General features: G+C 70.9%; 19 protein-coding genes and 1 pseudogene. 2 read left to right on the top strand and 18 right to left on the bottom strand.

Annotated features, from left to right (window positions below):
* A partial coding sequence (locus RZ50_RS05925) for a LytR C-terminal domain-containing protein (RefSeq protein ID WP_217680276.1) occupies nt 1–348 on the top strand: 348 nt, incomplete at its 5' end.
* Between the two features lie 146 nt (nt 349–494).
* Nucleotides 495–875, top strand: coding sequence for a VOC family protein (locus tag RZ50_RS05930; RefSeq protein WP_196952827.1), 381 nt, complete (start codon nt 495–497; stop codon nt 873–875).
* A 59-nt stretch (nt 876–934) separates the two neighbouring features.
* Here the strand turns inward: RZ50_RS05930 and RZ50_RS05935 are convergent, their stop codons facing one another.
* The 18 genes and pseudogenes from RZ50_RS05935 to RZ50_RS06020 all read right to left on the bottom strand — a co-directional run bounded on the left by RZ50_RS05935 (nt 935) and on the right by RZ50_RS06020 (nt 22,538).
* Complete coding sequence (locus RZ50_RS05935; protein WP_196952826.1) at nt 935–1,990, bottom strand: 2-oxoacid:ferredoxin oxidoreductase subunit beta; 1,056 nt, start codon at nt 1,988–1,990, stop codon at nt 935–937.
* On the bottom strand, nt 1,987–3,984 hold the full coding sequence (locus RZ50_RS05940; protein ID WP_196952825.1) for a 2-oxoacid:acceptor oxidoreductase subunit alpha: 1,998 nt from the start codon (nt 3,982–3,984) through the stop codon (nt 1,987–1,989). Before RZ50_RS05940 ends, RZ50_RS05935 begins: the two co-directional genes overlap by 4 nt.
* A 215-nt stretch (nt 3,985–4,199) precedes the next feature.
* The gene (locus tag RZ50_RS05945) at nt 4,200–4,862 is read right to left on the bottom strand and encodes a response regulator transcription factor (RefSeq protein WP_196952824.1); all 663 of its coding nucleotides are present in this window, start codon (nt 4,860–4,862) and stop codon (nt 4,200–4,202) included.
* 184 nt (nt 4,863–5,046) lie between these two features.
* Nucleotides 5,047–6,060 (bottom strand): polyprenyl synthetase family protein, encoded by a 1,014-nt coding sequence (locus RZ50_RS05950; RefSeq protein ID WP_196952823.1) that lies wholly within the window; start codon nt 6,058–6,060, stop codon nt 5,047–5,049.
* Between the two features lie 252 nt (nt 6,061–6,312).
* Complete coding sequence (nuoN, locus tag RZ50_RS05955) at nt 6,313–7,950, bottom strand: NADH-quinone oxidoreductase subunit NuoN (RefSeq protein WP_196952822.1); 1,638 nt, start codon at nt 7,948–7,950, stop codon at nt 6,313–6,315.
* Nucleotides 7,947–9,581: an NADH-quinone oxidoreductase subunit M gene (locus RZ50_RS05960; RefSeq protein ID WP_196952821.1), complete on the bottom strand. Its 1,635-nt coding sequence runs from the start codon at nt 9,579–9,581 to the stop codon at nt 7,947–7,949. Before RZ50_RS05960 ends, nuoN begins: the two co-directional genes overlap by 4 nt.
* Before the next feature lie 37 nt (nt 9,582–9,618).
* Nucleotides 9,619–11,514: an NADH-quinone oxidoreductase subunit L gene (nuoL, locus tag RZ50_RS05965; protein WP_196952820.1), complete on the bottom strand. Its 1,896-nt coding sequence runs from the start codon at nt 11,512–11,514 to the stop codon at nt 9,619–9,621.
* Nucleotides 11,515–11,528: 14 nt separating this feature from the next.
* The gene (gene nuoK / locus RZ50_RS05970; protein ID WP_188309222.1) at nt 11,529–11,828 is read right to left on the bottom strand and encodes an NADH-quinone oxidoreductase subunit NuoK; all 300 of its coding nucleotides are present in this window, start codon (nt 11,826–11,828) and stop codon (nt 11,529–11,531) included.
* Nucleotides 11,825–12,793, bottom strand: coding sequence for an NADH-quinone oxidoreductase subunit J (locus RZ50_RS05975; RefSeq protein WP_196952829.1), 969 nt, complete (start codon nt 12,791–12,793; stop codon nt 11,825–11,827). The genes nuoK and RZ50_RS05975 overlap by 4 nt, the downstream gene beginning before the upstream one ends.
* A complete protein-coding gene (gene nuoI, locus RZ50_RS05980; RefSeq protein WP_196952819.1) occupies nt 12,793–13,392 on the bottom strand; it encodes an NADH-quinone oxidoreductase subunit NuoI in 600 nt (199 codons plus the stop codon). Before nuoI ends, RZ50_RS05975 begins: the two co-directional genes overlap by 1 nt.
* A 6-nt stretch (nt 13,393–13,398) precedes the next feature.
* Complete coding sequence (gene nuoH / locus RZ50_RS05985) at nt 13,399–14,760, bottom strand: NADH-quinone oxidoreductase subunit NuoH (RefSeq protein ID WP_196952818.1); 1,362 nt, start codon at nt 14,758–14,760, stop codon at nt 13,399–13,401.
* Nucleotides 14,757–17,255 (bottom strand): NADH-quinone oxidoreductase subunit G, encoded by a 2,499-nt coding sequence (locus RZ50_RS05990; RefSeq protein ID WP_196952817.1) that lies wholly within the window; start codon nt 17,253–17,255, stop codon nt 14,757–14,759. Before RZ50_RS05990 ends, nuoH begins: the two co-directional genes overlap by 4 nt.
* Nucleotides 17,252–18,613, bottom strand: coding sequence for an NADH-quinone oxidoreductase subunit NuoF (gene nuoF / locus RZ50_RS05995; protein ID WP_196952816.1), 1,362 nt, complete (start codon nt 18,611–18,613; stop codon nt 17,252–17,254). Before nuoF ends, RZ50_RS05990 begins: the two co-directional genes overlap by 4 nt.
* Nucleotides 18,613–19,368, bottom strand: coding sequence for an NADH-quinone oxidoreductase subunit NuoE (gene nuoE, locus RZ50_RS06000; protein ID WP_196952815.1), 756 nt, complete (start codon nt 19,366–19,368; stop codon nt 18,613–18,615). The genes nuoF and nuoE overlap by 1 nt, the downstream gene beginning before the upstream one ends.
* The gene (locus RZ50_RS06005) at nt 19,365–20,777 is read right to left on the bottom strand and encodes an NADH-quinone oxidoreductase subunit D (RefSeq protein WP_254801999.1); all 1,413 of its coding nucleotides are present in this window, start codon (nt 20,775–20,777) and stop codon (nt 19,365–19,367) included. Before RZ50_RS06005 ends, nuoE begins: the two co-directional genes overlap by 4 nt.
* Nucleotides 20,777–21,553, bottom strand: a pseudogene (locus tag RZ50_RS06010) (NADH-quinone oxidoreductase subunit C); the annotation flags it as partial. The pseudogene RZ50_RS06010 and the gene RZ50_RS06005, both read right to left, overlap by 1 nt.
* Nucleotides 21,487–22,041, bottom strand: a complete 555-nt coding sequence (locus RZ50_RS06015; protein WP_196952813.1) for an NADH-quinone oxidoreductase subunit B family protein — start codon at nt 22,039–22,041, stop codon at nt 21,487–21,489. The pseudogene RZ50_RS06010 and the gene RZ50_RS06015, both read right to left, overlap by 67 nt.
* A gap of 137 nt (nt 22,042–22,178) precedes the next feature.
* Nucleotides 22,179–22,538, bottom strand: coding sequence for an NADH-quinone oxidoreductase subunit A (locus tag RZ50_RS06020; protein ID WP_196952812.1), 360 nt, complete (start codon nt 22,536–22,538; stop codon nt 22,179–22,181).
* Nucleotides 22,539–23,008 lie beyond the last annotated feature (470 nt).

The following is a 23,008-nucleotide window of genomic DNA, read 5'->3' on the forward strand; positions in this document are numbered from 1 at the left end:
GGGGTCTCCTCCGGCAACGAGGCCAAGGCCCTGGTCGGGATGGGCTTCAAGGAGGGCCGCACCGGCCCCGCCGCCGGCAAGCCCAGGACCACCACCGTCACCTACGGCAAGGGCGCCAAGGACGCCGCCGAGCAGGTCGCCGCCCGCTACGGCGTCACCGCCACCGAGTCCGCCTCGGCCGCCGCCGACCACGTCGTGGTCACCCTCGGCAGCACCTTCACCGGCGTCGCCGCCGACAAGCCCGCGGCTCCCAGCGCCCCGGCCACCGGCGACCCCGCCGCCAACCTGCCCATGCAGGGCCCCGGCGTCGACGCCCAGTCCGACGGCGGCATCCCCTGCGTCTTCTGACGCGCTCCGCACCACGGCAGGCCTGAGGGAGGTTCCCCACCACGGGGGCCTCCCTCAGGCTTTCCCGTCTCTCGGCAACATTCTCCGTACTATGTATAGTGTACTGCGTACGGGATAACCGTGCGTGCCGACGAGAGGGCTCCGCCATGAAGATCAGCACCACCGCCGTCTCCCTGACCGTCGAGGACGAGACCACCTCCGCCGCCTTCCTCCGGCGGCACTTCGGCTACACCGAGCAGATGTCCGCCGAGGGCTTCGTGTCGCTCGGCCACGACGGCGGCGGGGTGAACGTCGTCTACCTGCGGCGCGGCCTGGAGGTGCTGCCCGAGGAGCAGCGGCACCGGGTCGCGGACGGGGTGCTCCTGGCGTTCGTCGTCGAGGACGTCGCCGCCGAGGAGCGGCGGCTGCGCGACGAGGGGGTCGGGATCACCCTGCCCCTGCGCGAGGAGCCGTGGGGCGAGAAGCTGTTCCAGGTCACCGACCCGAACGGGGTCGTGATCGAGCTGGTGGAGTGGGCGAAGCGGTGAGAACGACGGTGCCCCCGTCCGCTCGGACGGGGGCACCGGTACTACGCGAAGGGAGGCGGTCAGTCCACCGTCCAGGTGTCGCCGCCCGCCAGCAGGGTGGCCAGGTCGCCCGGGCCGCGGTGGGCGGCGGCGGTGGCCAGCTGACTCTCCATCAACTGGTCGTAGACCGGCCGCTCGACGTCCCGCAGCACGCCGATCGGCGTGTGGTGCAGGGTGTCCGCGTCGGCGATCCGGGAGAGCGCGAAGGCGGTGGCGGGGCTGGCCGCGTGGGCGTCGTGCACCAGCAGCCGCGCCTCGTTGTCGGGCGTCACCGGGGCGGTGAACAGCTCGCCGTCCGGGCCGCGGAAGACGCCGCTCCCGCCCTCGGCGCCGAAGCGGATCGGCTGCCCGTGCTCCAGCCGGATCAGCGCCTCGTCCCGGGTGCCGGGCTCCTTCAGCACCTCGAAGGCGCCGTCGTTGAAGATGTTGCAGTTCTGGTAGATCTCCACCAGCGCCGTGCCCTCGTGCCGGGCCGCCGCCCGCAGCACCGACTGGAGGTGCTGGCGGTCCGAGTCGATGCTGCGCGCCACGAAGGAGGCCTCGGCGCCGATCGCCAGCGACAGCGGGTTGAACGGCGCGTCCAGCGAGCCCATCGGCGTGGACTTGGTGATCTTGCCGAGTTCGCTGGTCGGCGAGTACTGGCCCTTGGTGAGGCCGTAGATCCGGTTGTTGAACAGCAGGATCTTCAGATTGACGTTCCGCCGCAGGGCGTGGATCAGGTGGTTGCCGCCGATCGACAGCGCGTCGCCGTCACCCGTCACCACCCACACGCTCAGGTCCCGCCGGGAGGAGGCCAGCCCGGTCGCGATCGCCGGCGCCCGGCCGTGGATCGAGTGCACCCCGTAGGTGTTCATGTAGTACGGGAAGCGCGAGGAGCAGCCGATGCCCGAGACGAACACCGTGTTCTCGCGCTTGATGCCGAGCTCCGGCATGAAGGACTGCACCGCCGCCAGGATCGCGTAGTCCCCGCAGCCGGGGCACCAGCGCACCTCCTGGTCGGTCTTGAAGTCCCTGGTGCTCAGCGGCGCCTCGGCCTTGGGCACCAGTCGCAGGGACGGGAAGCCGTTCTCACTCATCGGTGGTCCTCCTCGTCCAGGGTGCCGATCGCCGCCGACAGCACGTCCGCCAACTGCGCCGCCTTGAACGGCAGCCCGCGCACCTGGTTGTACGGCTCCGCGTCCACCAGGTACTTCGCCCGCAGCAGCAGCGCGAGCTGGCCCAGGTTCATCTCGGGCACGACGACCTTCTCGTAACTGCGCAGCACCGAGCCCAGGTTGGCCGGGAACGGGTTGAGGTTGCGCAGGTGCGCCTGGGCGATCTCGCCGCCGTCCGCGCGCACCCGGCGCACCGCCGCGGTGATCGGGCCGTAGGTCGAGCCCCAGCCCAGGACCAGCACCCGGGCGTCGCCGGTCGGGTCGTCGACCTCCACCGGCTTCACGGTGATGCCGTCGACCTTCGCCTGCCGGGTGCGGACCATGAAGTCGTGGTTGGCCGGGTCGTAGGAGATGTTCCCGGTGCCGTCCTGCTTCTCGATGCCGCCGATCCGGTGCTCCAGGCCGGGCGTGCCGGGCAGCGCCCAGGGCCGGGCCAGGGTGTGCGGGTCCCGCAGGTACGGCCAGAAGGCGCCGTCCTCGCGGTTCGGGCCGGTCGCGAACTTCGGGTCGATCTCGGGCAGTTCGTCGACCTCCGGGATCCGCCACGGCTCCGAGCCGTTCGCCAGGTAGCCGTCGGAGAGCAGGAACACCGGGGTGCGGTAGGCCACCGCGATCCGGGCCGCCTCCAGCGCCGCGTCGAAGCACTCGGCGGGCGTGGCCGGGGCGACGATCGGCACCGGCGCCTCGCCGTTGCGGCCGAACATCGCCTGCAGCAGGTCCGCCTGCTCGGTCTTGGTCGGCAGGCCGGTGGAGGGGCCGCCGCGCTGGATGTCCACGATCAGCAGCGGCAGTTCGAGCGAGACCGCCAGCCCGATCGTCTCGGACTTGAGGGCCACCCCGGGCCCGGAGGTGGTCGTCACGCCCAGCGCCCCGCCGAACGAGGCGCCGAGCGCCGCGCCGATGCCGGCGATCTCGTCCTCGGCCTGGAAGGTGCGCACCCCGAAGTTCTTGTGCCGGCTCAGCTCGTGCAGGATGTCGGAGGCCGGGGTGATCGGGTACGAGCCCAGGTAGAGCGGCAGGCCGGAGCGCTGCGAGGCGGCGATCAGCCCGTAGGACAGCGCGAGGTTGCCGGAGATGTTGCGGTAGCGCCCGGCCGGGAGCCTGGCCGGCGGCACCTCGTAGGACACCGCGAAGCTCTCGGTGGTCTCGCCGAAGTTCCAGCCCGCCCGGAAGGCGCTGATGTTGGCCTCGGCGATCTGCGGCTTCTTGGCGAACTTGCCGCGCAGGAAGGACTCGGTGCCGTGGGTGGGCCGGTGGTACATCCAGGACAGCAGCCCCAGGGCGAACATGTTCTTCGCCCGCTCGGCGTCCTTGCGTGCCAGGCCGCTGTCCTTGAGCGCCTCCAGGGTCAGCGTGGTGAGCGGCACCTTGTGCAGGTGGAAGCCCTCCAGCGAGCCGTCGCTCAGCGGGTCGGCCGGGTAACCGACCTTCGCCAGCGCCCGCTTGGTGAACTCGTCGGTGTTGACGATGATCTGCGCGCCGCGCGGCAGGTCCGGCAGGTTCGCCTTCAGCGCCGCCGGGTTCATCGCGACCAGCACGTTCGGGGCGTCGCCGGGGGTGAGGATGTCGTGGTCGGCGAAGTGCAGTTGGAAGGACGAGACGCCCGGCAGCGTGCCGGCGGGGGCCCGGATCTCGGCCGGGAAGTTCGGCAGCGTGGAGAGGTCGTTGCCGAAGGCGGCCGTCTCCGAGGTGAACCGGTCACCGGTGAGCTGCATGCCGTCGCCGGAGTCGCCGGCGAACCGGATGATCACCCGGTCGAGTCTGCGGATGGGCTTGGCCCGACTCGGCGGCGGGCCGCCCGGGGCGTGGGCATCAGCGGATCCGGCCGTGGCGGGGCGTTCTTCGGCGCTCCCGGAACGACCCTTGTCGCCGTCCGATCCGTCCACTGCCTCTGACTGATCGACCTGACTGGTCACTGCCGCGGACCTCCTCGTGGCCGCACCACCGCGGGCGCGGCCCCGTGCCCCGTCCGCCTGGTGCGGCGCTCGCATCCTATGCGCGTGAACTCGGCCCCGGCCGGAACTCCGGCAGGAATTTCACCGACCCGCTCCAGCCCCGCGCACAGTGACAACGCCCGGCGGCCGGAGATCATTCCGCACCCGGACGGCCGTTGCGCCGCAAGGGGCGGACGTCAGGAGTTGAGGTAGGTGAGCACCGCGAGCACCCGGCGGTGGTCCTCGGGGCTCTGGGCCAGACCGAGCTTGAGGAATATGTTGCTGACGTGCTTCTCCACCGCACCGTCGGAAACCACCAGCTGCCTGGCCACCGCCGCGTTGGTGCGGCCCTCCGCCATCAGGCCGAGCACCTCGCGCTCGCGCGGCGTGAGATTGGCCAGAACGTCGCCCTTGCGGCTGCGGCTGAGCAGTTGCTGCACCACCTCCGGGTCCAGCGCGGTGCCGCCCTCGGCGACCCGGACCACCGCGTCGGCGAACTCGCGGACCTCGGCGACGCGGTCCTTGAGCAGGTAGCCGACGCCCCGGGTCGATCCGGCCAGCAGCTCCGAGGCGTAACGTTCCTCCACGAACTGTGACAGCACCAGCACACCCAGCCGCGGGTAGTGGCCGCGCAGCTCCACGCAGGCGCGCAGGCCCTCGTCGGTGTGGCTCGGGGGCATCCGCACGTCGGAGACCACCACGTCCGGCAGCGCGTCGGCGGCGGCCAGCTCGTGGACGGTCTTCACCAGGGCGTCACCGTCGCCGACACCCGCCACGACCTCCAGACCGCGGTCGGTGAGCAGCCGGGTCAGACCCTCCCGCAGCAGTACGGAGTCCTCGGCGATGACGACGCGGCGCATGGTGACCTTCCGGGCAGGCGTGGGTGTCGGGAGCCAGTCTTCCCCATGCCCGCACCCCGCCGGGGGCCGAGTCCCCATCTCCCCGTCCACCACGGAGCGGCCCGCACCGCTCACCACGGAGCGGCCCGCACCGGTCACCCGGCGCGGACCGCTCCCGGTCACCTCGTGCGGCCCGCTCCCGCGGTCACATCGTGCGGATCGCCACCGCGTCGCAGAGCCCCTCCAGGGCCGCCTTCGCCGCGCAGTCCGGCAGCGAGGCGAGCAGCGCCCGGGCCTCCTCGGCGTGGCGCAGGGTCTCCCGGCGGGCGCGCTCCAGCGCCGGGTGGCCGCGCAGCAGCCGCAGCGCCTCGGCGTGCGCCTCGTCGTCGTCGGACAGGTCCTGCTCCAGCAGCTCGCGCAGCCGGGCGTCGTCCGGGTCCGCCGGGTCGGCCGGCATCTGCCGCAGCAGCAGCGTCGGCAGGGTCGGCACGCCCTCGCGCAGGTCGGTGCCGGGGGTCTTGCCGGACTCGTGGCCGTCACTGGCGATGTCCAGCACGTCGTCGGCCAGCTGGAAGGCGATGCCGATCCGCTCGCCGAACTCGCCGAGGGTGTCCACCAGCCGCGGCTCGGCGCCGGCCATCAGCGCTCCTATCCGGCAGGCGACGGCGATCAGCGATCCGGTCTTGCCCTCCAGCACGTCCAGGTAGTGCAGCAGCGGGTCCATCTCCGGGCCGGGGCCGCGGGTCTCCAGGATCTGGCCGGTGACCAGCCGCTCGAAGGCCTCGGCCTGCATCCGCACCGCCTCCGGTCCGAGATCGGCCAGCACCTGGGAGGCGCGGGAGAAGAGGAAGTCACCGGTGAGGATGGCCACCGAGTTGTCCCAGCGCGAGTTGGCGCTGGGGGCGCCGCGGCGCACCGGGGCCTCGTCCATGACGTCGTCGTGGTACAGCGTCGCCAGGTGGGTCAGCTCCACCACCACCGCGGCCGGCACCACACCGGGCGCGCCCGGGTCGCCGAACTGGGCCGCCAGCAGCAGGAGCAGCGGACGGAAGCGCTTGCCGCCGGCCTCCAGGAGGTGGCTCGCCGTGACGGTGATGAACGGGACGTCGCTCTTGACGGCCTCGCCCAGCGCCGCCTCAACCGCCTCCAGTCCGGCCTGGACGTCCCGGGTCAGGTCGCGGTCCTGCACGCTGAGCCCGAAGGGTTCCACGACGGTCACGAAGACCACTCCTCTGTCCCTGGTCGATCTAGCGGCCTGGTCCCTGAGTGCCGCCGCTGGCCATACAGGCAGGGTATCCGGTCGCGAGTGGATCACTGCACGGGCGTGCGGATCCTGTCGTGATCGGGCCGGAACCCCTGGTCAGGGCGGCTCCACGAACAAAGCGGCGGTGGGGGCGAATGAGTCCGGAAACAAAGGCCGGAGATCGGCCCGGGCATCCGGGCCGACCTCCGGCAAACCGACCGCTGACGGTCAGTACGCGAACAGCGAGGCCTTCGAGGCGAGATCCAGGAAGTACTGCGGCAGCACGCCCAGAACCAGCGTCACCAGCACCCCCAGCCCGATCGCCGTCGCCGTGAAGGCGCTCGGAATCGCCACCGTCGGGCCGCCCGGCTTCGGATCCGAGAAGAACATCAGCACGATCACCCGGATGTAGAAGAACGCGGCCACCGCCGAACTCAGCACACCCACCACCACCAGCGGCGTCGCCCCCCCGGCCGCCGCCGCCTGGAACACCGCGAACTTCCCGGTGAAACCCGAGGTCAGCGGAATCCCGGCGAAGGCCAGCAGGAACAGCGCGAACACCGCCGCCACCAGCGGAGAACGCCGGCCCAGCCCCGCCCAGCTGGACAGGTGGGTCGCCTCCCCCTTGGAATCACGCACGAGGGTGACCACCGCGAACGCGCCCAGCGTCACGAAGGAGTACGCCAGCAGGTAGAACAGCACCGAGGACAGGCCCTGCTTGTTGACCGCGATCACCCCGGTCAGGATGAACCCGGCGTGCGCGATCGAGGAGTACGCCAACAGCCGCTTGACGTCCTGCTGGGTCACCGCCAGCACCGCGCCCACCACCATGGTGAGGATCGCCACACCCCACATCACCGGCCGCCAGTCCAGCCGCAGGCCCGGGAACGCCACGTAGAACAGCCGCAGGAACGCGCCGAAGGCCGCGACCTTGGTGGCCGACGCCATGAAGCCCGTCACCGGGGTCGGCGCTCCCTGGTAGACGTCCGGGGTCCAGGAGTGGAACGGCACCGCGCCGACCTTGAACAGCAGGCCCACCGCCAGCACCGCCAGGCCCGTCAGCAGCAGCGCGTCGCTCTGGGTGGTGCTCAGCTGCGCCGCGGTGGTCATCGCCTTGCCGGAGATGACGTCCGCGATGTCGCCGAGCTTCACGCTGCCCGCGTAGCCGTACAGCAGGGCGGTGCCGAACAGGAAGAAGGCCGAGGCGAAGGCGCCGAGCAGGAAGTACTTGACCGCCGCCTCCTGCGACAGCAGCCGGCGGCGCCGGGCCAGCGCGCACAGCAGGTACAGCGGCAGGGAGAAGACCTCCAGCGCCACGAACATGGTCAGCAGGTCGTTGGCGGCCGGGAAGAGCAGCATGCCCCCGACCGCGAACATCGTCAGCGGGAAGACCTCGCTGGTGGTGAAGCCGGCCCGGACCGCGGCCCGCTCCTGCTCGCCGCCGGGGGTGGCGGCGGCCTGGGCGGCGAACGCGTCGGCGGGCAGACCGCCCGCCCTGGGCTCCAGCCTGCGCTCGGCGTAGGTGAGCACCGCGACGACCGCGACCAGCAGGATCACGCCCTGCAGGAACAGCGCCGGACCGTCCAGGGCGACCGAGTCCATGGCCAGCAGGTCGATCCGGGGCGAGCCGTGGCCCTGCGCGGCCAGCACCACCACCGCGACGAAGGCGCCGATCAGCGCGACCAGGGCGAGCGACACCTGGGTCCAGTGCCGCAGCCGCCGGGGCACGAAGGCCTCGACCAGAACACCGGCCACGGCGGCGCCGAACACCACCAGCATCGGGGAGAGTTGGCCGTACTCGATGTGCGGTGCCGGGATGCTGGCGGTGTTGCCGCCCGCGGCGGCGAGCACTGCGGTGGCGCTCACTTCTGCTCACCTCCTGAGGTGGCGGCGACCGGGTGGGCCGGCGCCGGGTCGGTCTCGTGGACCTGCGAGAGCGTCGCGTTCACCGAGGGGTTGACCAGGTCGGTGAGCGGCTTGGGGTAGACGCCGAGCAGGATCGTCAGCGCCACCAGCGGCGCCACCACGGCGAGTTCACGGGCCCTGAGGTCGGGCATCTCCCGCACCCCCTCCTTCACCGGGCCGGTCATGGTGCGCTGGTACAGCAGCAGGGCGTACAGCGCGGCCAGCACGATGCCGAAGGTGGCGACGATGCCGATCGCCGGGTAGCGGGTGAACGTGCCCACCAGCACCAGGAACTCGCTGACGAACGGGGCCAGCCCCGGCAGCGACAGGGTGGCCAGGCTGCCGATCAGGAAGGTCCCGGCGAGCACCGGGGCGGTCTTCTGCACGCCGCCGTAGTCGGCGATCAGCCGGGAGCCGCGGCGGGAGATCAGGAAGCCGGCCACCAGCATCCACGCGGCCGTGGACAGGCCGTGGTTGACCATGTAGAGGGTCGCGCCGCTCTGGCCCTGGCTGGTCAGGGCGAAGACGCCCATGATGATGAAGCCGAAGTGCGAGATCGACGCGTAGGCGACCAGCCGCTTGATGTCCTTCTGGCCGACCGCCAGCAGCGCGCCGTAGAGGATCCCGATCACCGAGAGGACCAGGATCGCCGGGGCGAAGGTCTTCGAGGCGTCCGGGAACAGTCCGAGGCAGAAGCGCAGCATCGCGAAGGTGCCGACCTTGTCCACCACCGCGGTGATCAGCACCGCGGTGCCGGCCGTCGCCTCGCCCATCGCGTTCGGCAGCCAGGTGTGCAGCGGCCACAGCGGGGCCTTCACCGCGAAGGCGAAGAAGAAGCCGAGGAACAGCACGTTCTCGGCGGTGCCGGACAGCCGCAGCCTGCCGTCGGCGATCGCCGAGGTGAGACCCGGCAGGTCGAAGGTGCCGAAGCCCTGGTCCTGCGCGATCACGTACAGGCCGATCACGGCGGCCAGCATCACCAGACCGCCGAGCAGGTTGTAGAGCAGGAACTTGACGGCCGCGTAGGAGCGCTGGCGCGCCGACTCGGGGCCGCCGGCCCGGTCGCCGAAGCCGCCGATCAGGAAGTACATCGGGATCAGCATGGCTTCGAAGAACACGTAGAAGACGAAGACGTCGAGGGCGTAGAAGGAGACGACCACCATCGCCTCCACCGCCAGGATCAGGGCGAAGAAGCCCTGGGTCCGGCGCCGTCCCTCGAAGGTGTCGGGGTCGGGGCCGGTGCCGGGCGCGGCCGGGGCCGGGTCAGCGTCGTGCCAGGAGGCCAGCATCACCACCGGCACCAGGACGGCGGTCAGCAGGGCCAGCACCGCGCCGATGCCGTCCACGCCGAGCGAGAAGGTGATGCCGAAGGAGCGGATCCAGCTGTACGACTCGGTCAGCTGGTAGCGGGCGCCGTGCGGGTCGAACCGCAGCGCCACCACGGCCGCCAGCACCAGGGTGACGGCCGAGACGCCCAGGGCGACGTACTTGGTGGTGGTGCGCCGGGCCTCGGTCGACCCGGCCGGCAGGGCGGCGGTCAGCACCGCGCCGGCCGCCGGGACGACGCAGGTGGCGCTCAGCAGCACGCTCATGCGCCACCTCCCCTGCGAGTTGTGGATTCCCTGTCCATCAGAAGGACCTCACCAGGAGAGTCGAGGCGACCAGCAGCAGCGTGCCGCCGAACATGGAGAGCGCGTAGGAGCGGACGAAGCCGTTCTGGACCCGCCGCATCCGGCTGGACAGGCCCCCGATGGTGGCGGCCAGGCCGTTGACGAAGCCGTCCAGGCCGCGGCTGTCGAAGAAGACCAGCGTCGCGGTCAGCGCCGAGCCCGGCCGCACCAGGACGGCGTGGTTGAAGTCGTCCTGCAGCAGGTCGCGGCGGGCCGCCCGGGTGAGCGGGGAGCCGACCGGCGGCACCACCGGGACCGGCGAGCGCCCGTACATCAGGTACGACACGCCCACGCCGGCCAGCATGCAGGCCGTGGTCAGCCCGCTGACGGTCCACGAGCCGAACGGCGGGTTGCCCTCGCTGTGCCCGGTGACCGGCTCCAGCCACTTCAGGAAGGCGTCGTGGTAGGCGAAGATCCCGCCCGCGCACGCCGATCCGAGGGCCAGCAGCACCATCGGGACCGTCATGGTCGACGGCGACTCGTGCGGGTGCGGGGCGTTGCCCTGCGCGTCCGGCTGCCAGCGCTTCTCGCCGAAGAAGGTCAGCAGCATGACCCGGGTCATGTAGAACGCCGTCACCGCGGCGCCCACCAGCGCGCACAGGCCGAGGATCCAGCCCTCGGTGCCGCCCTTGGCGAACGCCGCCTCGATGATCTTGTCCTTGGAGAAGAAGCCGGACAGGGGCGGGACGCCGATGATCGCCAGGTAGCCGACGGCGAAGGTCCGGTAGGTCCACGGCATGTACTTGCGCAGGCCGCCGTAGCGGCGCATGTCCACCTCGTCGTTCATGCCGTGCATGACCGACCCGGCGCCGAGGAACAGCCCGGCCTTGAAGAAGCCGTGGGTCACCAGGTGCATGATCGCGAAGGCGTAGCCGATCGGGCCGAGCCCGGCCGCCATCACCATGTAGCCGATCTGCGACATCGTCGAACCGGCCAGCGCCTTCTTGATGTCGTCCTTCGCGCACCCGACGACCGCACCGAACAGCAGCGTCACCGCGCCGACCACCACCACGGCGGTCTGCGCGTCCGGCGCCAGGTCGAAGATCGCCGAGGACCGGATGATCAGGTAGACGCCCGCGGTCACCATCGTCGCCGCGTGGATCAGCGCCGACACCGGGGTCGGGCCCTCCATCGCGTCCCCGAGCCAGGACTGCAACGGCACCTGCGCCGACTTGCCGCAGGCCGCCAGCAGCAGCATCAGGCCGATCGCCGTCAGCTTGCCCTCGCTCGCCCCCGACGCGCCCCCGAACACCGGGCCGAACGCGAAGGAGCCGAACTCCGCGAACATCAGCATGATCGCGATCGACAGGCCCAGGTCGCCGACCCGGTTGACGATGAACGCCTTCTTCGCCGCCGTCGCCGCACTCGGCTTGTGCTGCCAGAAGCCGATCAGCAGGTACGAGGCCAGGCCCACGCCCTCCCAACCGAAGTACAGCAGCAGGTAGTTGTCCGCGACCACCAGCAGCAGCATGGCGGCCAGGAACAGGTTCAGGTACGCGAAGAAGCGGCGCCGGCGCTCGTCGTACGCCATGTAGCCCACCGAGTACAGGTGGATCAGCGTGCCGACACCCGTGATCAGCAGCACGAACGTCATCGACAACTGGTCGAGCCGGAACGAGACGTCCGCCTGGAAGCCGTTCACCGGCACCCAGCTGAACAGTCGCGTCGTCACCGTCCGGTGCTCGGCGTCCCGGCCCAGCAGGTCCGAGAACAGCACCAGGCCGAAGCCGAACGAGAGCGCGGCCAGCCCTGTGGCCAGCCAGTGGCCGAACCGGTCCAGCGCCCGGCCGCCGAGCAGCAGCAGGGCGGCACCGGCCAGCGGAGCCGCCACCAGCAGCGGAATGAGAGAGTTCACCGAAGGCCCTCCGCCTACAGCTTCATCAGATTGCTGTCGTCGACCGAAGCGGAGTGCCTGGTCCGGAAGATGGAAACGATGATGGCGAGACCGACCACGACCTCGGCCGCCGCGACCACCATCGTGAAGAACGCGATGATCTGACCGTCCAGCGTCCCGTGCAGCCGGGAGAACGTCACCAGCGCCAGGTTCGAGGCGTTCAGCATCAGCTCCACGCACATGAACAGCACGATCGCGTTGCGCCGGATCAGCACCCCGGACGCGCCGATGGTGAACAACAGGGCCGACAGGTACAGGTAGTTGACCGGGTTCACCGCACGCCCTCCTCATCGCCGTCGTGGTTCGTGTGGTTGGTGTGGTTGGTGTGGTTCACATGGTTCGCGTGGTTGGTGTGGTTGGTGTGGTTGGTGTGGTTGACGTGGTTGGCGCCCGCCGGCTCCAGCGGCTTGCGCACACCGGTCACCGCAGGCCGCTCCGACGACGGACGGCCCAGCCAGTCCGCCGTGGAGTTCTCCAGCTCCGCCATCCGCCGCAGCATCGCCTGGCTGACGTCCCGCACCTGGCCGCGCGCACGCAGCGTCGCCATCACCGAGTCCTCCGCGACCGTGCCGTCCGGCAGCAGCGCCGGCACGTCCACCGCGTTGTGCCGCGCGTACACGCCCGGGGCCGGCAGCGGCGGCACCTGGAGGTTGTCCCGCACCCGCTGCTCCGCCAGCTCCCGCTGCGTCTTCGGAGCCTTCACCCGCTCACGGTGGGTCAGCACCATCGCGCCGATCGCCGCCGTGATCAGCAGCGCGCCGGTCACCTCGAACGCCCACACGTACCGGGTGAAGATCAGCCGGGCCAGACCCGGCACATTGCCCTCCGCGTTCGCCTCGGACAGCCCGGTGAAGTGGTCCAGCCTCGCGTTCGCGATCCCCGCGATCAGCAGCACCCCGAAGCCCAGCCCGCACAGCACCGCCGCGAACCGCTGGCCCTTCAACTGCTCCTTCAGCGAATCCTCGCTGGTCACACCGACCAGCATCACCACGAACAGGAACAGCATCATGATCGCGCCGGTGTAGACCACGATCTGCACCACGCCCAGGAACACCGCCCCCTGCGCCATGTAGCAGACCGCCAGCGCCATCATCGTGGCCGCCAGGCACAGCGCGCTGTGCACCGCCTTGCGCATCAGCAGCATGCCCAGCGCACCGCCGACCGCCACCACCGCGAGCACCCAGAACTGGACGGCCTCACCCGTGGAGGTCGTCCCGGACGCCGCTGCCAGATGTGCGATCACTCCTGCACCTCCCTCTCCCGGTCGGAACGCTCCTGACGGACCGTCCCCGGTGCCGCCCCGGTGATCTCGCCCCGGTAGTACGCGCCCTCGTCCGCACCCGGGAAGATCGCGTGCGGGGTGTCGACCATGCCCTCCGACAGGCCCACCAGCAGCTGCTCCTTGGTGAAGATCAGGTCCCGGCGCGAGGAGTCCGCCAGCTCGTACTCGTTGGTCATGGTCAGCGCCCTGGTCGGGCACGCCTCGATGCACAGCCCGCACAGGATGCAGCGGGCGTAGTTGATCTGGTACACCGCGCCGTAGCGCTCACCCGGCGAGTAGCGCTCCTCCTCCCGGTTGTCCGCGCCCTCCACGTAGATCGCGTCGGCCGGGCAGGCCCACGCGCACAACTCGCAGCCGACGCACTTCTCCAGGCCGTCCGGATGCCGGTTCAGCTGGTGGCGGCCGTGGAAGCGCGGGGCGGTGGGCTTCTTCTGCTCCGGGTACTGCTCGGTGAGCCGCTTCTTGAACATGGCCTTGAAGGTCACGCCGAAGCCGGCGGCCGGGCCGAGGATCGACGGCCGGTCGGCCCGCTCGGCACCCGTCTGGTCGGACGACATCTCGGATCAGCTCCCTTCGGAATGGTCGGCCCCGTTGAGGGCCTCCTGGAGTTGCTTCGGCGCCCGGCTCGGCCTGCGCGGCACCGGCGGAAGCACCTGGCCCGGCAGCGGCGGCACCGGATAGCCGCCCGCCATCGGATCGAACCCGGCCCCGGGAGGCGCCCCGTCCCCGGCCTTCCCGGCCGGCCCGGTCTCCCCGGTCTCCTCCGGCTTGCGCAGGAAGTCCCGCAGCAGCGCCAGCAGCAGGATCACCCCGACCGGCGCGCCCACGTACAGCACCACCTCGCCGAAGCCGTACCCCTCGTTGCGCAGCGCCCGCACGCTCGCGATCAGCACCAGCCACACCAGCGAGACCGGGATCAGCACCTTCCAGCCCAGCTTCATGAACTGGTCGTAGCGCAGCCGCGGCAGCGTGCCGCGCAGCCAGATGAAGAAGAACAGCAGCAACTGGATCTTCAACGTGATCCACAGCATCGGCCACCAGCCGTGGTTGGCGCCCGCCCAGAACGTCGACACCGGCCACGGAGCCCGCCAACCGCCCAGGAACAGCGTCGAGGCCACCGCCGAGACCGTCACCATGTTCACGTACTCGGCCAGCATGAACATCGCGAACTTCAACGAGGAGTACTCGGTGTTGAAGCCGCCCACCAGCTCGCCCTCGGCCTCCGGAAGGTCGAACGGCGCCCGGTTGGTCTCACCGACCATCGACACGATGTAGACGATGAACGACACCGGCAGCAGCGCCGCGAACCACGTCGGCTGCTGGTGCGCCACGATCTCCGAGGTCGACATCGAACCCGAGTAGACGAACACCGCCGCGAACGACAGGCCCATCGCGATCTCGTAGCTGATCATCTGCGCGGACGAACGCAGCCCGCCCAGCAGCGGATACGTCGAACCCGACGACCAACCTGCCAGCACGATGCCGTAGATGCCCACCGAAGCCGTCGCCAGGACGTACAGCAGCGCCACCGGGAAGTCCGTCAACTGCAACGGAGTCCGGGTGCCGAACACCGACACCTCGTTCCCCGCCGGACCGAACGGAATCACCGCGAACGCCATGAACGCCGGGATCGCGCAGACGATCGGGGCCAGGACGTAGACCACCTTGTCCGAGCCCTTGACCACCAGGTCTTCCTTCAGCGCCAGCTTCACCCCGTCCGCCAGCGACTGCAGCATGCCCCACGGGCCGTGCCGGTTCGGCCCGATGCGCAACTGCATCCAGGCCACCACCTTGCGCTCCCAGACGATCGCGACCAGCACCGTCAGCACCAGGAACGCGAAGCAGAACACCGCCTTCAGCAGCACCAGCCACCACGGGTCCTGCCCGAAGAAGTGGAGCGTCTCGTACGGCTGCGGAGTGGTCATCGGTCCTCCCCTTCGCCCTCGGCCCCCGCCACCGGGGCCTGCTCGGCCGCGGCGATCGAGACCAGACGGCCGACGGTCGTACCGAGCGCGCGGTACGCACCGCCCGGCGTGGAGTTGAGCGGCACCCAGACCGTGCGGTCCGGGATCGAATCGGTCACCACCAGCGGCAGCACCAGCGAACCGGCCGGACCGGTCACCCGCAGCGCGGCCGCCCCCTCGGCACCGATCTCCTTCGCGGTCTCGGCCGAGACCCGGACCACCGCCTCGTGCCGGGTACCCGCCAGGTGCGGATCACCCTCCTGCAACGAGCCGTTGTCCAACAACTGGCGCCAACCCGCCAGCACCGCCTGACCGCGGGCCGGCCGCGGCAGCACACCCGGATGCGCCGCCGGAGCCACCGCGCGCTCACCCCGCCACGGCCCGAACCGGTCCAGCTCCAACCGCGCCGCCCGCACGTCCGGAAGGCCCAGACGGTGCCCCATCGCGTCCGCCAGCATCGCCAACACCCGCAGATCCGACTGGAGATGGCGGCCCATCTGCTGGTCCGGCTTCAACGCGGCCTCGAACATCCGCACCCGGCCCTCCCAGTCCAGGAAGGTGCCCGCCTTCTCCGCCACCGCCGCCACCGGCAGCACCACGTCCGCACGCCCGGTCACCGCCGACGGCCGCAACTCCAGCGACACCACGAACGGCACCGCCGCCAGCGCCTCCCCGGCCAACGCCGGATCCGGCAGATCGTCCGGATCCACCCCGCCCACCAGCAGCGCGTCCAACTCGCCCCGCACCGCCGCCGCCAGGATCCCGTCCGCGTCCCGGCCCGGCCGCGAAGGCGGCTCCGCCACCCCCCACACCCCGGCCGCCTCCGCGCGCGCCGCCGCGTCCGCCACCGGACGGCCACCCGGCAACAGGCCCGGCAGCGCGCCCGCCTCCACCGCGCCCCGCTCCCCCGCCCGGCGCGGCACCCAGGCCAGCCCCGCCCCGGTCGCGTGCGCCAACCGCAGCACCGCCGTCAACGCCCCCGGCACCGCGGCCAGCCGCTCACCCACCAGGATCACCGCACCCGGCGCGCGCAACAGCTCCGCCGCCCGCCCCGCGTCGTCGTTCAGCGGCTCCTCCGCCGCCAGCGCCCCGAACCACTCCGGCTCGGTGCCCGGAGCCGCCGGCAGCAGCGCACCCCGCAGCTTCACCAGCCCCCGGGAGGCGAACGACGCCACCGAGAACACCTTCTGGCCCCGGCCCCGCACCGCCTTCCGCAACCGCAGGAAGACGATCGGCGACTCCTCCTCCGGCTCGAAACCCGCCAACAGCACCGCCGGCGCCTGCTCCAGCCCCGCGTAGTCGACCCCCACGCCGTCCACGTCCACCCCGCGACCGGCCACCGCCGCCGCCAGGAACTCCGCCTCCTCAGCACTGTGCTGGCGGGCCCGGAAGTCCACGTCGTTCGTCCCCAGCACCACCCGGGCGAACTTCGCGTACGCGTACGCGTCCTCCACCGTCACCCGGCCGCCCGCCAACACCCCCGCACGGACCCCGCGCAGCCCCTCCGCCGCCCGGGCCAGCGCCTCCGGCCAGGACACCGGCACCAGTTCGCCGTCCACCCGCACCAGCGGAGTGGTCAAACGGTCCCGCTGCTGGGCGTAGCGGAAGGCGAACCGGCCCTTGTCGCAGTTCCACTCCTCGTTCACCGCCGGATCCTCGCCCGCCAGCCGGCGCAGCACCTTGCCCCGGCGGTGATCCGTGCGCTGCGCGCAACCCGCCGAACAGTGCTCGCACACGCTCGGCGAGGACACCAGGTCGAACGGACGCGAACGGAACCGGTACGCCGCCGACGTCAGCGCGCCCACCGGGCAGATCTGGATCGTGTTCCCCGAGAAGTACGACTCGAAGTCGTCCCCCTCCCCGGTGCCGACCTGCTGCAGCGCCCCGCGCTCCACCAGGTCGATGAACGGGTCCCCCGCGATCTGCTGCGAGAACCGGGTGCAACGCGCGCACAGCACGCAGCGCTCCCGGTCCAGCAGCACCTGGCTGCTGATCGGCACCGGCTTCTCGTAGGTGCGCTTCATGCCCTCGAAGCGGGAGTCCGCCGCACCGCTGGTCATCGCCTGGTTCTGCAACGGGCACTCGCCGCCCTTGTCGCAGATCGGGCAGTCCAGCGGGTGGTTGATCAGCAGCAGCTCCATCACGCCGCGCTGCGCCTTCTCCGCCACCGGGGAGCTGAGCTGGGTGCGCACCACCATGCCCTCGGCGACCGGGATGGTGCAGGAGGCGACCGGCTTGCGCTGGCCCTCGATCTCCACGATGCACTGCCGGCAGGCGCCGGCCGGGTCCAGCAGCGGATGGTCGCAGAAGCGCGGGATCTGGGTGCCGATGGTCTCGGCGGCCCGGATCACCAAGGTGCCCTTGGGGACCTTGACTTCGACGCCGTCGATGGTGAGCGTGACCAGTTCGACCGCGGGCTTCTCTCCCGTGGAGGCGGTTGGCTCTGTGATCGTCACGCGTGCACCTCCCTTTCGGTGGCGGACTGGTGGCCGGGGCGGGGGCCGTCGGCCCAGACGGTGGAGGCGGCCGGGTCGAACGGGCAGCGGCGCTCGGCCAGGTGCTGCTCGTACTCGGCCCGGAAGTACCTGAGCGAGGAGACGATCGGACTGGCCGCGCCGTCGCCCAACGCGCAGAAGGACTTGCCGTTGATGTTGTCGGCGATGTCGAGGAGCTTCTCCAGGTCCCCCTCGACGCCCTCGCCGGCCTCGATCCGCTTGAGCAGCTGGACCAGCCAGTAGGTGCCCTCGCGGCAGGGGGTGCACTTGCCGCAGGACTCGTGGGCGTAGAACTCCGTCCAGCGGGTGACCGCCCGCACCACGCAGGTGGTCTCGTCGAAGACCTGCAGCGCCTTGGTGCCGAGCATCGAACCGGCCGCGCCGACGCCCTCGTAGTCCAGCGGGACGTCGAGGTGCTCCTCGGTGAACATCGGGGTCGAGGAGCCGCCCGGGGTCCAGAACTTCAGCCGGTGCCCGGCGCGGACTCCGCCGCTGAGGTCCAGCAGCTGGCGCAGGGTGATGCCGAGCGGGGCCTCGTACTGGCCGGGGTTGGTGACGTGGCCGGAGAGCGAGTAGAGCGTGAAGCCCGGGGACTTCTCGGTGCCCAGGCCCTTGAACCACTCCTTGCCGCGGGCCAGGATCGGCGGCACCGAGGCGATCGACTCGACGTTGTTGACCACCGTCGGGCAGGCGTACAGGCCGGCCACCGCCGGGAACGGGGGCCGCAGCCTCGGCTGGCCGCGGCGGCCCTCCAGCGAGTCCAGCAGCGCCGTCTCCTCGCCGCAGATGTACGCGCCGGCTCCGGCGTGCACGGTGATGTCGAGGTCCACGCCGGAACCGAGGACGTTCCGGCCCAGCAGCCCCGCCTCGTACGCCTCGGCGACCGCCGCGTGCAGCCGGCGCAGCACCGGGACGACCTCGCCGCGCAGGTAGATGAAGGCGTGGTCGCAGCGGATCGCGTAGGAGGCGATGATCATGCCCTCGATCAGCGCGTGCGGGTTGGCGAACAGCAGCGGGATGTCCTTGCAGGTGCCCGGCTCGGACTCGTCCGCGTTGACCACCAGGTAGTGCGGCTTGCCGTCGTTCTGCGGGATGAACTGCCACTTCATCCCGGTGGGGAAGCCCGCGCCGCCGCGGCCGCGCAGGCCGGCGTCCTTGACCAGGGCGATCACGTCGTCCGGGGGCATCGCCAGGGCCGCCTTGAGGCCCTCGTAGCCCTGGTGGCGGCGGTAGGTGGCGAGGGTCCAGGGGCGGCTGTCGTCCCAGGAGGCGGAGAGGACGGGGGTGAGCAGCTTCTCGGCCGGCTCGGCGGCGGTCATCACGCTTCCTTCCCTTCCTGGCCGGACTCCTCGTGCCGCGGGGAGACCACCTTGGTGCCGCCCGTGCCGGGCAGGGCCTCGCCGCGGGCCAGGCGCAGGCCCGCCAGCGAGGGGGCGCCGCCGGCACCGGACTCGTCGTTGGCGCCGGGGCGCTCGTCGGGGAAGCCGGCCAGGATCCGGGCGGTCTCCTTGAAGCCGCACAGCCGGGCGCCGCGGGTGGGCCGCACCTCGCGGCCGGCCCGCAGGTCGTCGACCAGCCGCCGGGCGCTCTCCGGGGTCTGGTCGTCGAAGAACTCCCAGTTGACCATCACCACGGGGGCGTAGTCGCAGGCCGCGTTGCACTCGATGTGCTCGATCGAGATCGCACCGTCCTCGGTGGTCTCGTTGTTGCCGATGCCCAGGTGCTCCTGGAGCTCGGTGAAGATCTGGTCGCCGCCGAGCACCGCGCACAGGGTGTTGGTGCAGACCCCCACGTGGTACTCGCCGGCCGGGCGCCGCCGGTACATGGTGTAGAAGGTCGCGACGGCGGTGACCTCGGCGGTGGTGAGGTCCAGCCGCTCGGCGCAGAAGCGGATCCCGGTCGGGCTGACGAAGCCCTCCTCGGCCTGCACCAGGTGCAGCAGCGGCAGCAGCGCGGAACGGGCCTGCGGGTAGCGGCCGATCAGCTCGGCGGCGTCGGCGGCCAGCCGGGCGTGCACCTCCTCCGGGTAGGACGGGGCCGGCAGCGCCGGCAGTCCGAGTTCGACGTTGGTCACCGGTCCACGCCTCCCATCACCGGGTCGATCCCGGCCACCGCGACGATCACGTCGGCCACCTGGCCGCCCTCGCACATCGCCGCCATCGTCTGCAGATTGGTGAACGACGGATCGCGGAAGTGGACCCGGTACGGGCGCGTCCCGCCGTCGCTCACCACGTGCACGCCCAGCTCGCCCTTGGGCGACTCGACCGCCGCGTACGCCTGCCCGACCGGGACCCGGAAGCCCTCGGTGACCAGCTTGAAGTGGTGGATCAGGGCCTCCATCGAGGTGCCCATGATCTTGCGGATGTGGTCGAGCGAGTTGCCCATCCCGTCCGGGCCGACGGCCAGTTGGGCGGGCCAGGCGATCTTCCGGTCGGCCACCATGACCGGGCCCGGGCGCAGCCGGTCCAGGCACTGCTCGACGATCCGCAGCGACTGCTTCATCTCCTCCAGGCGGATCAGGAAGCGGCCGTAGGAGTCGGCGGTGTCCGTGGTGACGACATCGAAGTCGTAGTCCTCGTAGCCGCAGTAGGGGTCGGTCTTGCGCAGGTCGTGCGGCAGGCCGGTGGCGCGCAGGATCGGGCCGGTGGCGCCGAGGGCCAGGCAGCCGGACAGGTCCAGGAAGCCGACGTCGACCAGGCGGGCCCTGAACACCGGGTTGTTGCTGGCGAGTTTGTCGTACTCGTGCATCCGGGAGCGGATGGTGCGGACCGCCTCGCGGATCTGGTCGACGGCGCCGGGGGGCAGGTCCTGGGCGAGGCCGCCGGGGCGCACGTACGCGTGGTTCATGCGCAGGCCGGTGACCAGCTCGAAGACGTCCAGGATCAGCTCGCGGTCCCGGAAGCCGTAGATCATCAGGGTGGTGGAGCCGATCTCCATGCCGCCGGTGGCCAGGCAGACCAGGTGCGAGGAGATCCGGTTGAGCTCCATCATCATCACGCGGATGACGCTGGCCCGGTCCGGGATGTCGCCGGTGATGCCGAGCAGCTTCTCGACCGCCAGGCAGTAGGCGGTCTCGTTGAACAGCGGGGTCAGGTAGTCCATGCGGGTCACGAAGGTGGTGCCCTGGACCCAGCTGCGGAACTCCATGTTCTTCTCGATGCCGGTGTGGAGGTAGCCGATGCCGCAGCGGGCCTCCTTCACCGTCTCGCCGTCGATCTCCAGGATCAGCCGCAGCACGCCGTGGGTGGACGGGTGCTGGGGGCCCATGTTGACGATGATGCGTTCGTCGTCGGCCCGGCCGACCGCCTCGACCACCTCGCCCCAGTCGCCGCCGGTGACGGTGAAGACCCGACCCTCGGTGGTGTCCCGGGACTGGGCCTCCTCGGCTGCTCCGGGGGGCGCTTCGCGGGACTCGTCCCGGGCCTCCTCGCGAGTGTCCTCGCGCGTGTCCTCGTGGGCATCTTCGTAGTGCTGAGTGCTCATCAGCTGTACGACCTCCGCTGGTCGGGTGCCGGGATCTGGGCGCCCTTGTACTCGACGGGGATGCCGCCGAGCGGGTAGTCCTTGCGCTGCGGGTGGCCCAGCCAGTCGTCCGGCATCATGATCCGGGTGAGCGCCGGGTGGCCGTCGAAGACCAGGCCGAAGAAGTCGTAGGCCTCGCGCTCGTGCCAGTCGTTGGTCGGGTAGACGCTCACCACGGAGGGGATGCGCGGGTCCGCGTCCGGCGCGGTGACCTCCAGCCGGATCAGCCGGCCGTGGGTGATCGAGCGCAGGTGGTAGACCGCGTGCAGCTCGCGGCCCTGGTCGCCGGGGTAGTGCACGCCGCTGACGCCCAGGCAGAGCTCGAAGCGCAGCGCCGGGTCGTCGCGCAGGATGCGGACGGTCCGCAGGAGGTGGGCGCGGTCGACGTGGAAGGTGAGCTCGCCGCGGTCGACCACGGTCTTCTCGATCACCTCGGCCGAATCCAGGCCCTGCTCCTCCAGGGCGCCCTCCAGCTCGTCGGCGACCTCGTCGAACCAACCGCCGTACGGGCGTTCGCTCGGGCCGGGCAGCACGATCGGGGCCGCCAGGCCGCCGAAGCCGGAGGTGTCGCCGCTGCCCTCGGCGCCGAACATGCCCTGGCGGCGGCCGACCACCTCGACCGGGATCTCGCGCACCGGCCGCTCGCGGCGGGTCTCGGGTACCTGCTCGTTCATCGCAGCTGCCCCCGCATCTCGCTGATCGGGGTGGCCTGGAGGGCGAGGGCCTCGCCGAGCTCCTCGGCGCGGCGCCTGTTCACGCCCAGCGGCTCGTGCTGGATCTTGTCGTGCAGCTTCAGGATGGCGTCCATCAGCATCTCCGGACGGGGCGGGCAGCCGGGCAGGTAGATGTCCACCGGGACGATGTGGTCGACGCCCTGCACGATCGCGTAGTTGTTGAACATCCCGCCGGAGGAGGCGCAGACGCCCATCGAGATGACCCACTTGGGGTTGGCCATCTGGTCGTACACCTGGCGCAGCACCGGGGCCATCTTCTGGCTCACCCGGCCCGCCACGATCATCAGATCGGCCTGCCGGGGGGAGCCCCGGAAGACCTCCATGCCGAACCGGGCCAGGTCGTAGCGGCCGGCGCCGGTGGTCATCATCTCGATCGCGCAGCAGGCCAGACCGAAGGTGGCCGGGAAGAGTGACGCCTTGCGCACCCAGCCGGCGGCCGTCTCCACGGTCGTGAGCAGGAAGCCGCTCGGCAGCTTCTCCTCGATTCCCATCAGATCCCTCTCAATGCCCTCAAGTCGTCTGGTACGTCCGGCGGTACGCCCGGGGCGGCACCCGGGGCGGCACCCGGGGGGCGTCCGGCCCGTTCGAGCTTGTCCACCCGTTCACAAGGGCGGCCGCCGTCCAGCGCTCAGTCCCACTCCAGGCCGCCGCGGCGCCACACGTAGGCGTAGGCGACGAAGACGGTGACGATGAACAGGAGCATCTCGACCAGCCCGAAGATCCCCAGGGCGTCGAAGGTCACCGCCCAGGGGTAGAGGAAGACGATCTCGATGTCGAAGACGATGAAGAGCATCGCCGTCAGGTAGTACTTGATCGGGAACCGACCGCCGCCCACGGGCTGCGGGGTCGGCTCGATGCCGCACTCGTACGCCTCCAACTTGGCCCGGTTGTAGCGCTTCGGGCCGGTGAGTGAGGCCATCACGACGGAGCCGACCGCGAACGCCGCCGCGATGGCACCGAGTACGAGGATCGGCGCGTAGGCATTCATAGCCCCCGCTCCCTCCGTCCAGTCGTCCTTGACTGCAGATCGGAACCGGCGGGTCACGCTGAGGTGAACCCGCGTTCCAGTTCCCGGGATCCACCCCATGTGAGGCAGTTCACAAAGCCTGGAACGAGCGCATCCTATGCCCGTCGGCTTGTGATCTGCGACACGCAGTTCATCGTCATCTTTGTGATCTACGACACCATGTGAATGGCGTCGAATGTGAACATGCCCAGAGTTGTCAACGCAAAGGAGTCAAATGGTCACAAGCAGTCGCATTTATCTTTGAAGTGACTGGTCAGGGGCGCGTTCCTATATCAACTATGCGCCGCTCACAGCAAATTTCCGGGCGTCATGTTGACGTGTTATGGCGGCTCACTCGGAGGGGTGGCGGAGGGATGAACGCTTGCTTGACCCTTCGTTCACAAGCACGCGAACTCCTCGTGGGGGTCCCCCCTCCCCCCCTCCCCCTCCCG

Origin of the sequence: Kitasatospora sp. SUK 42, assembly GCF_015776785.2 — a bacterium.
GTDB lineage: Bacteria > Actinomycetota > Actinomycetes > Streptomycetales > Streptomycetaceae > Kitasatospora.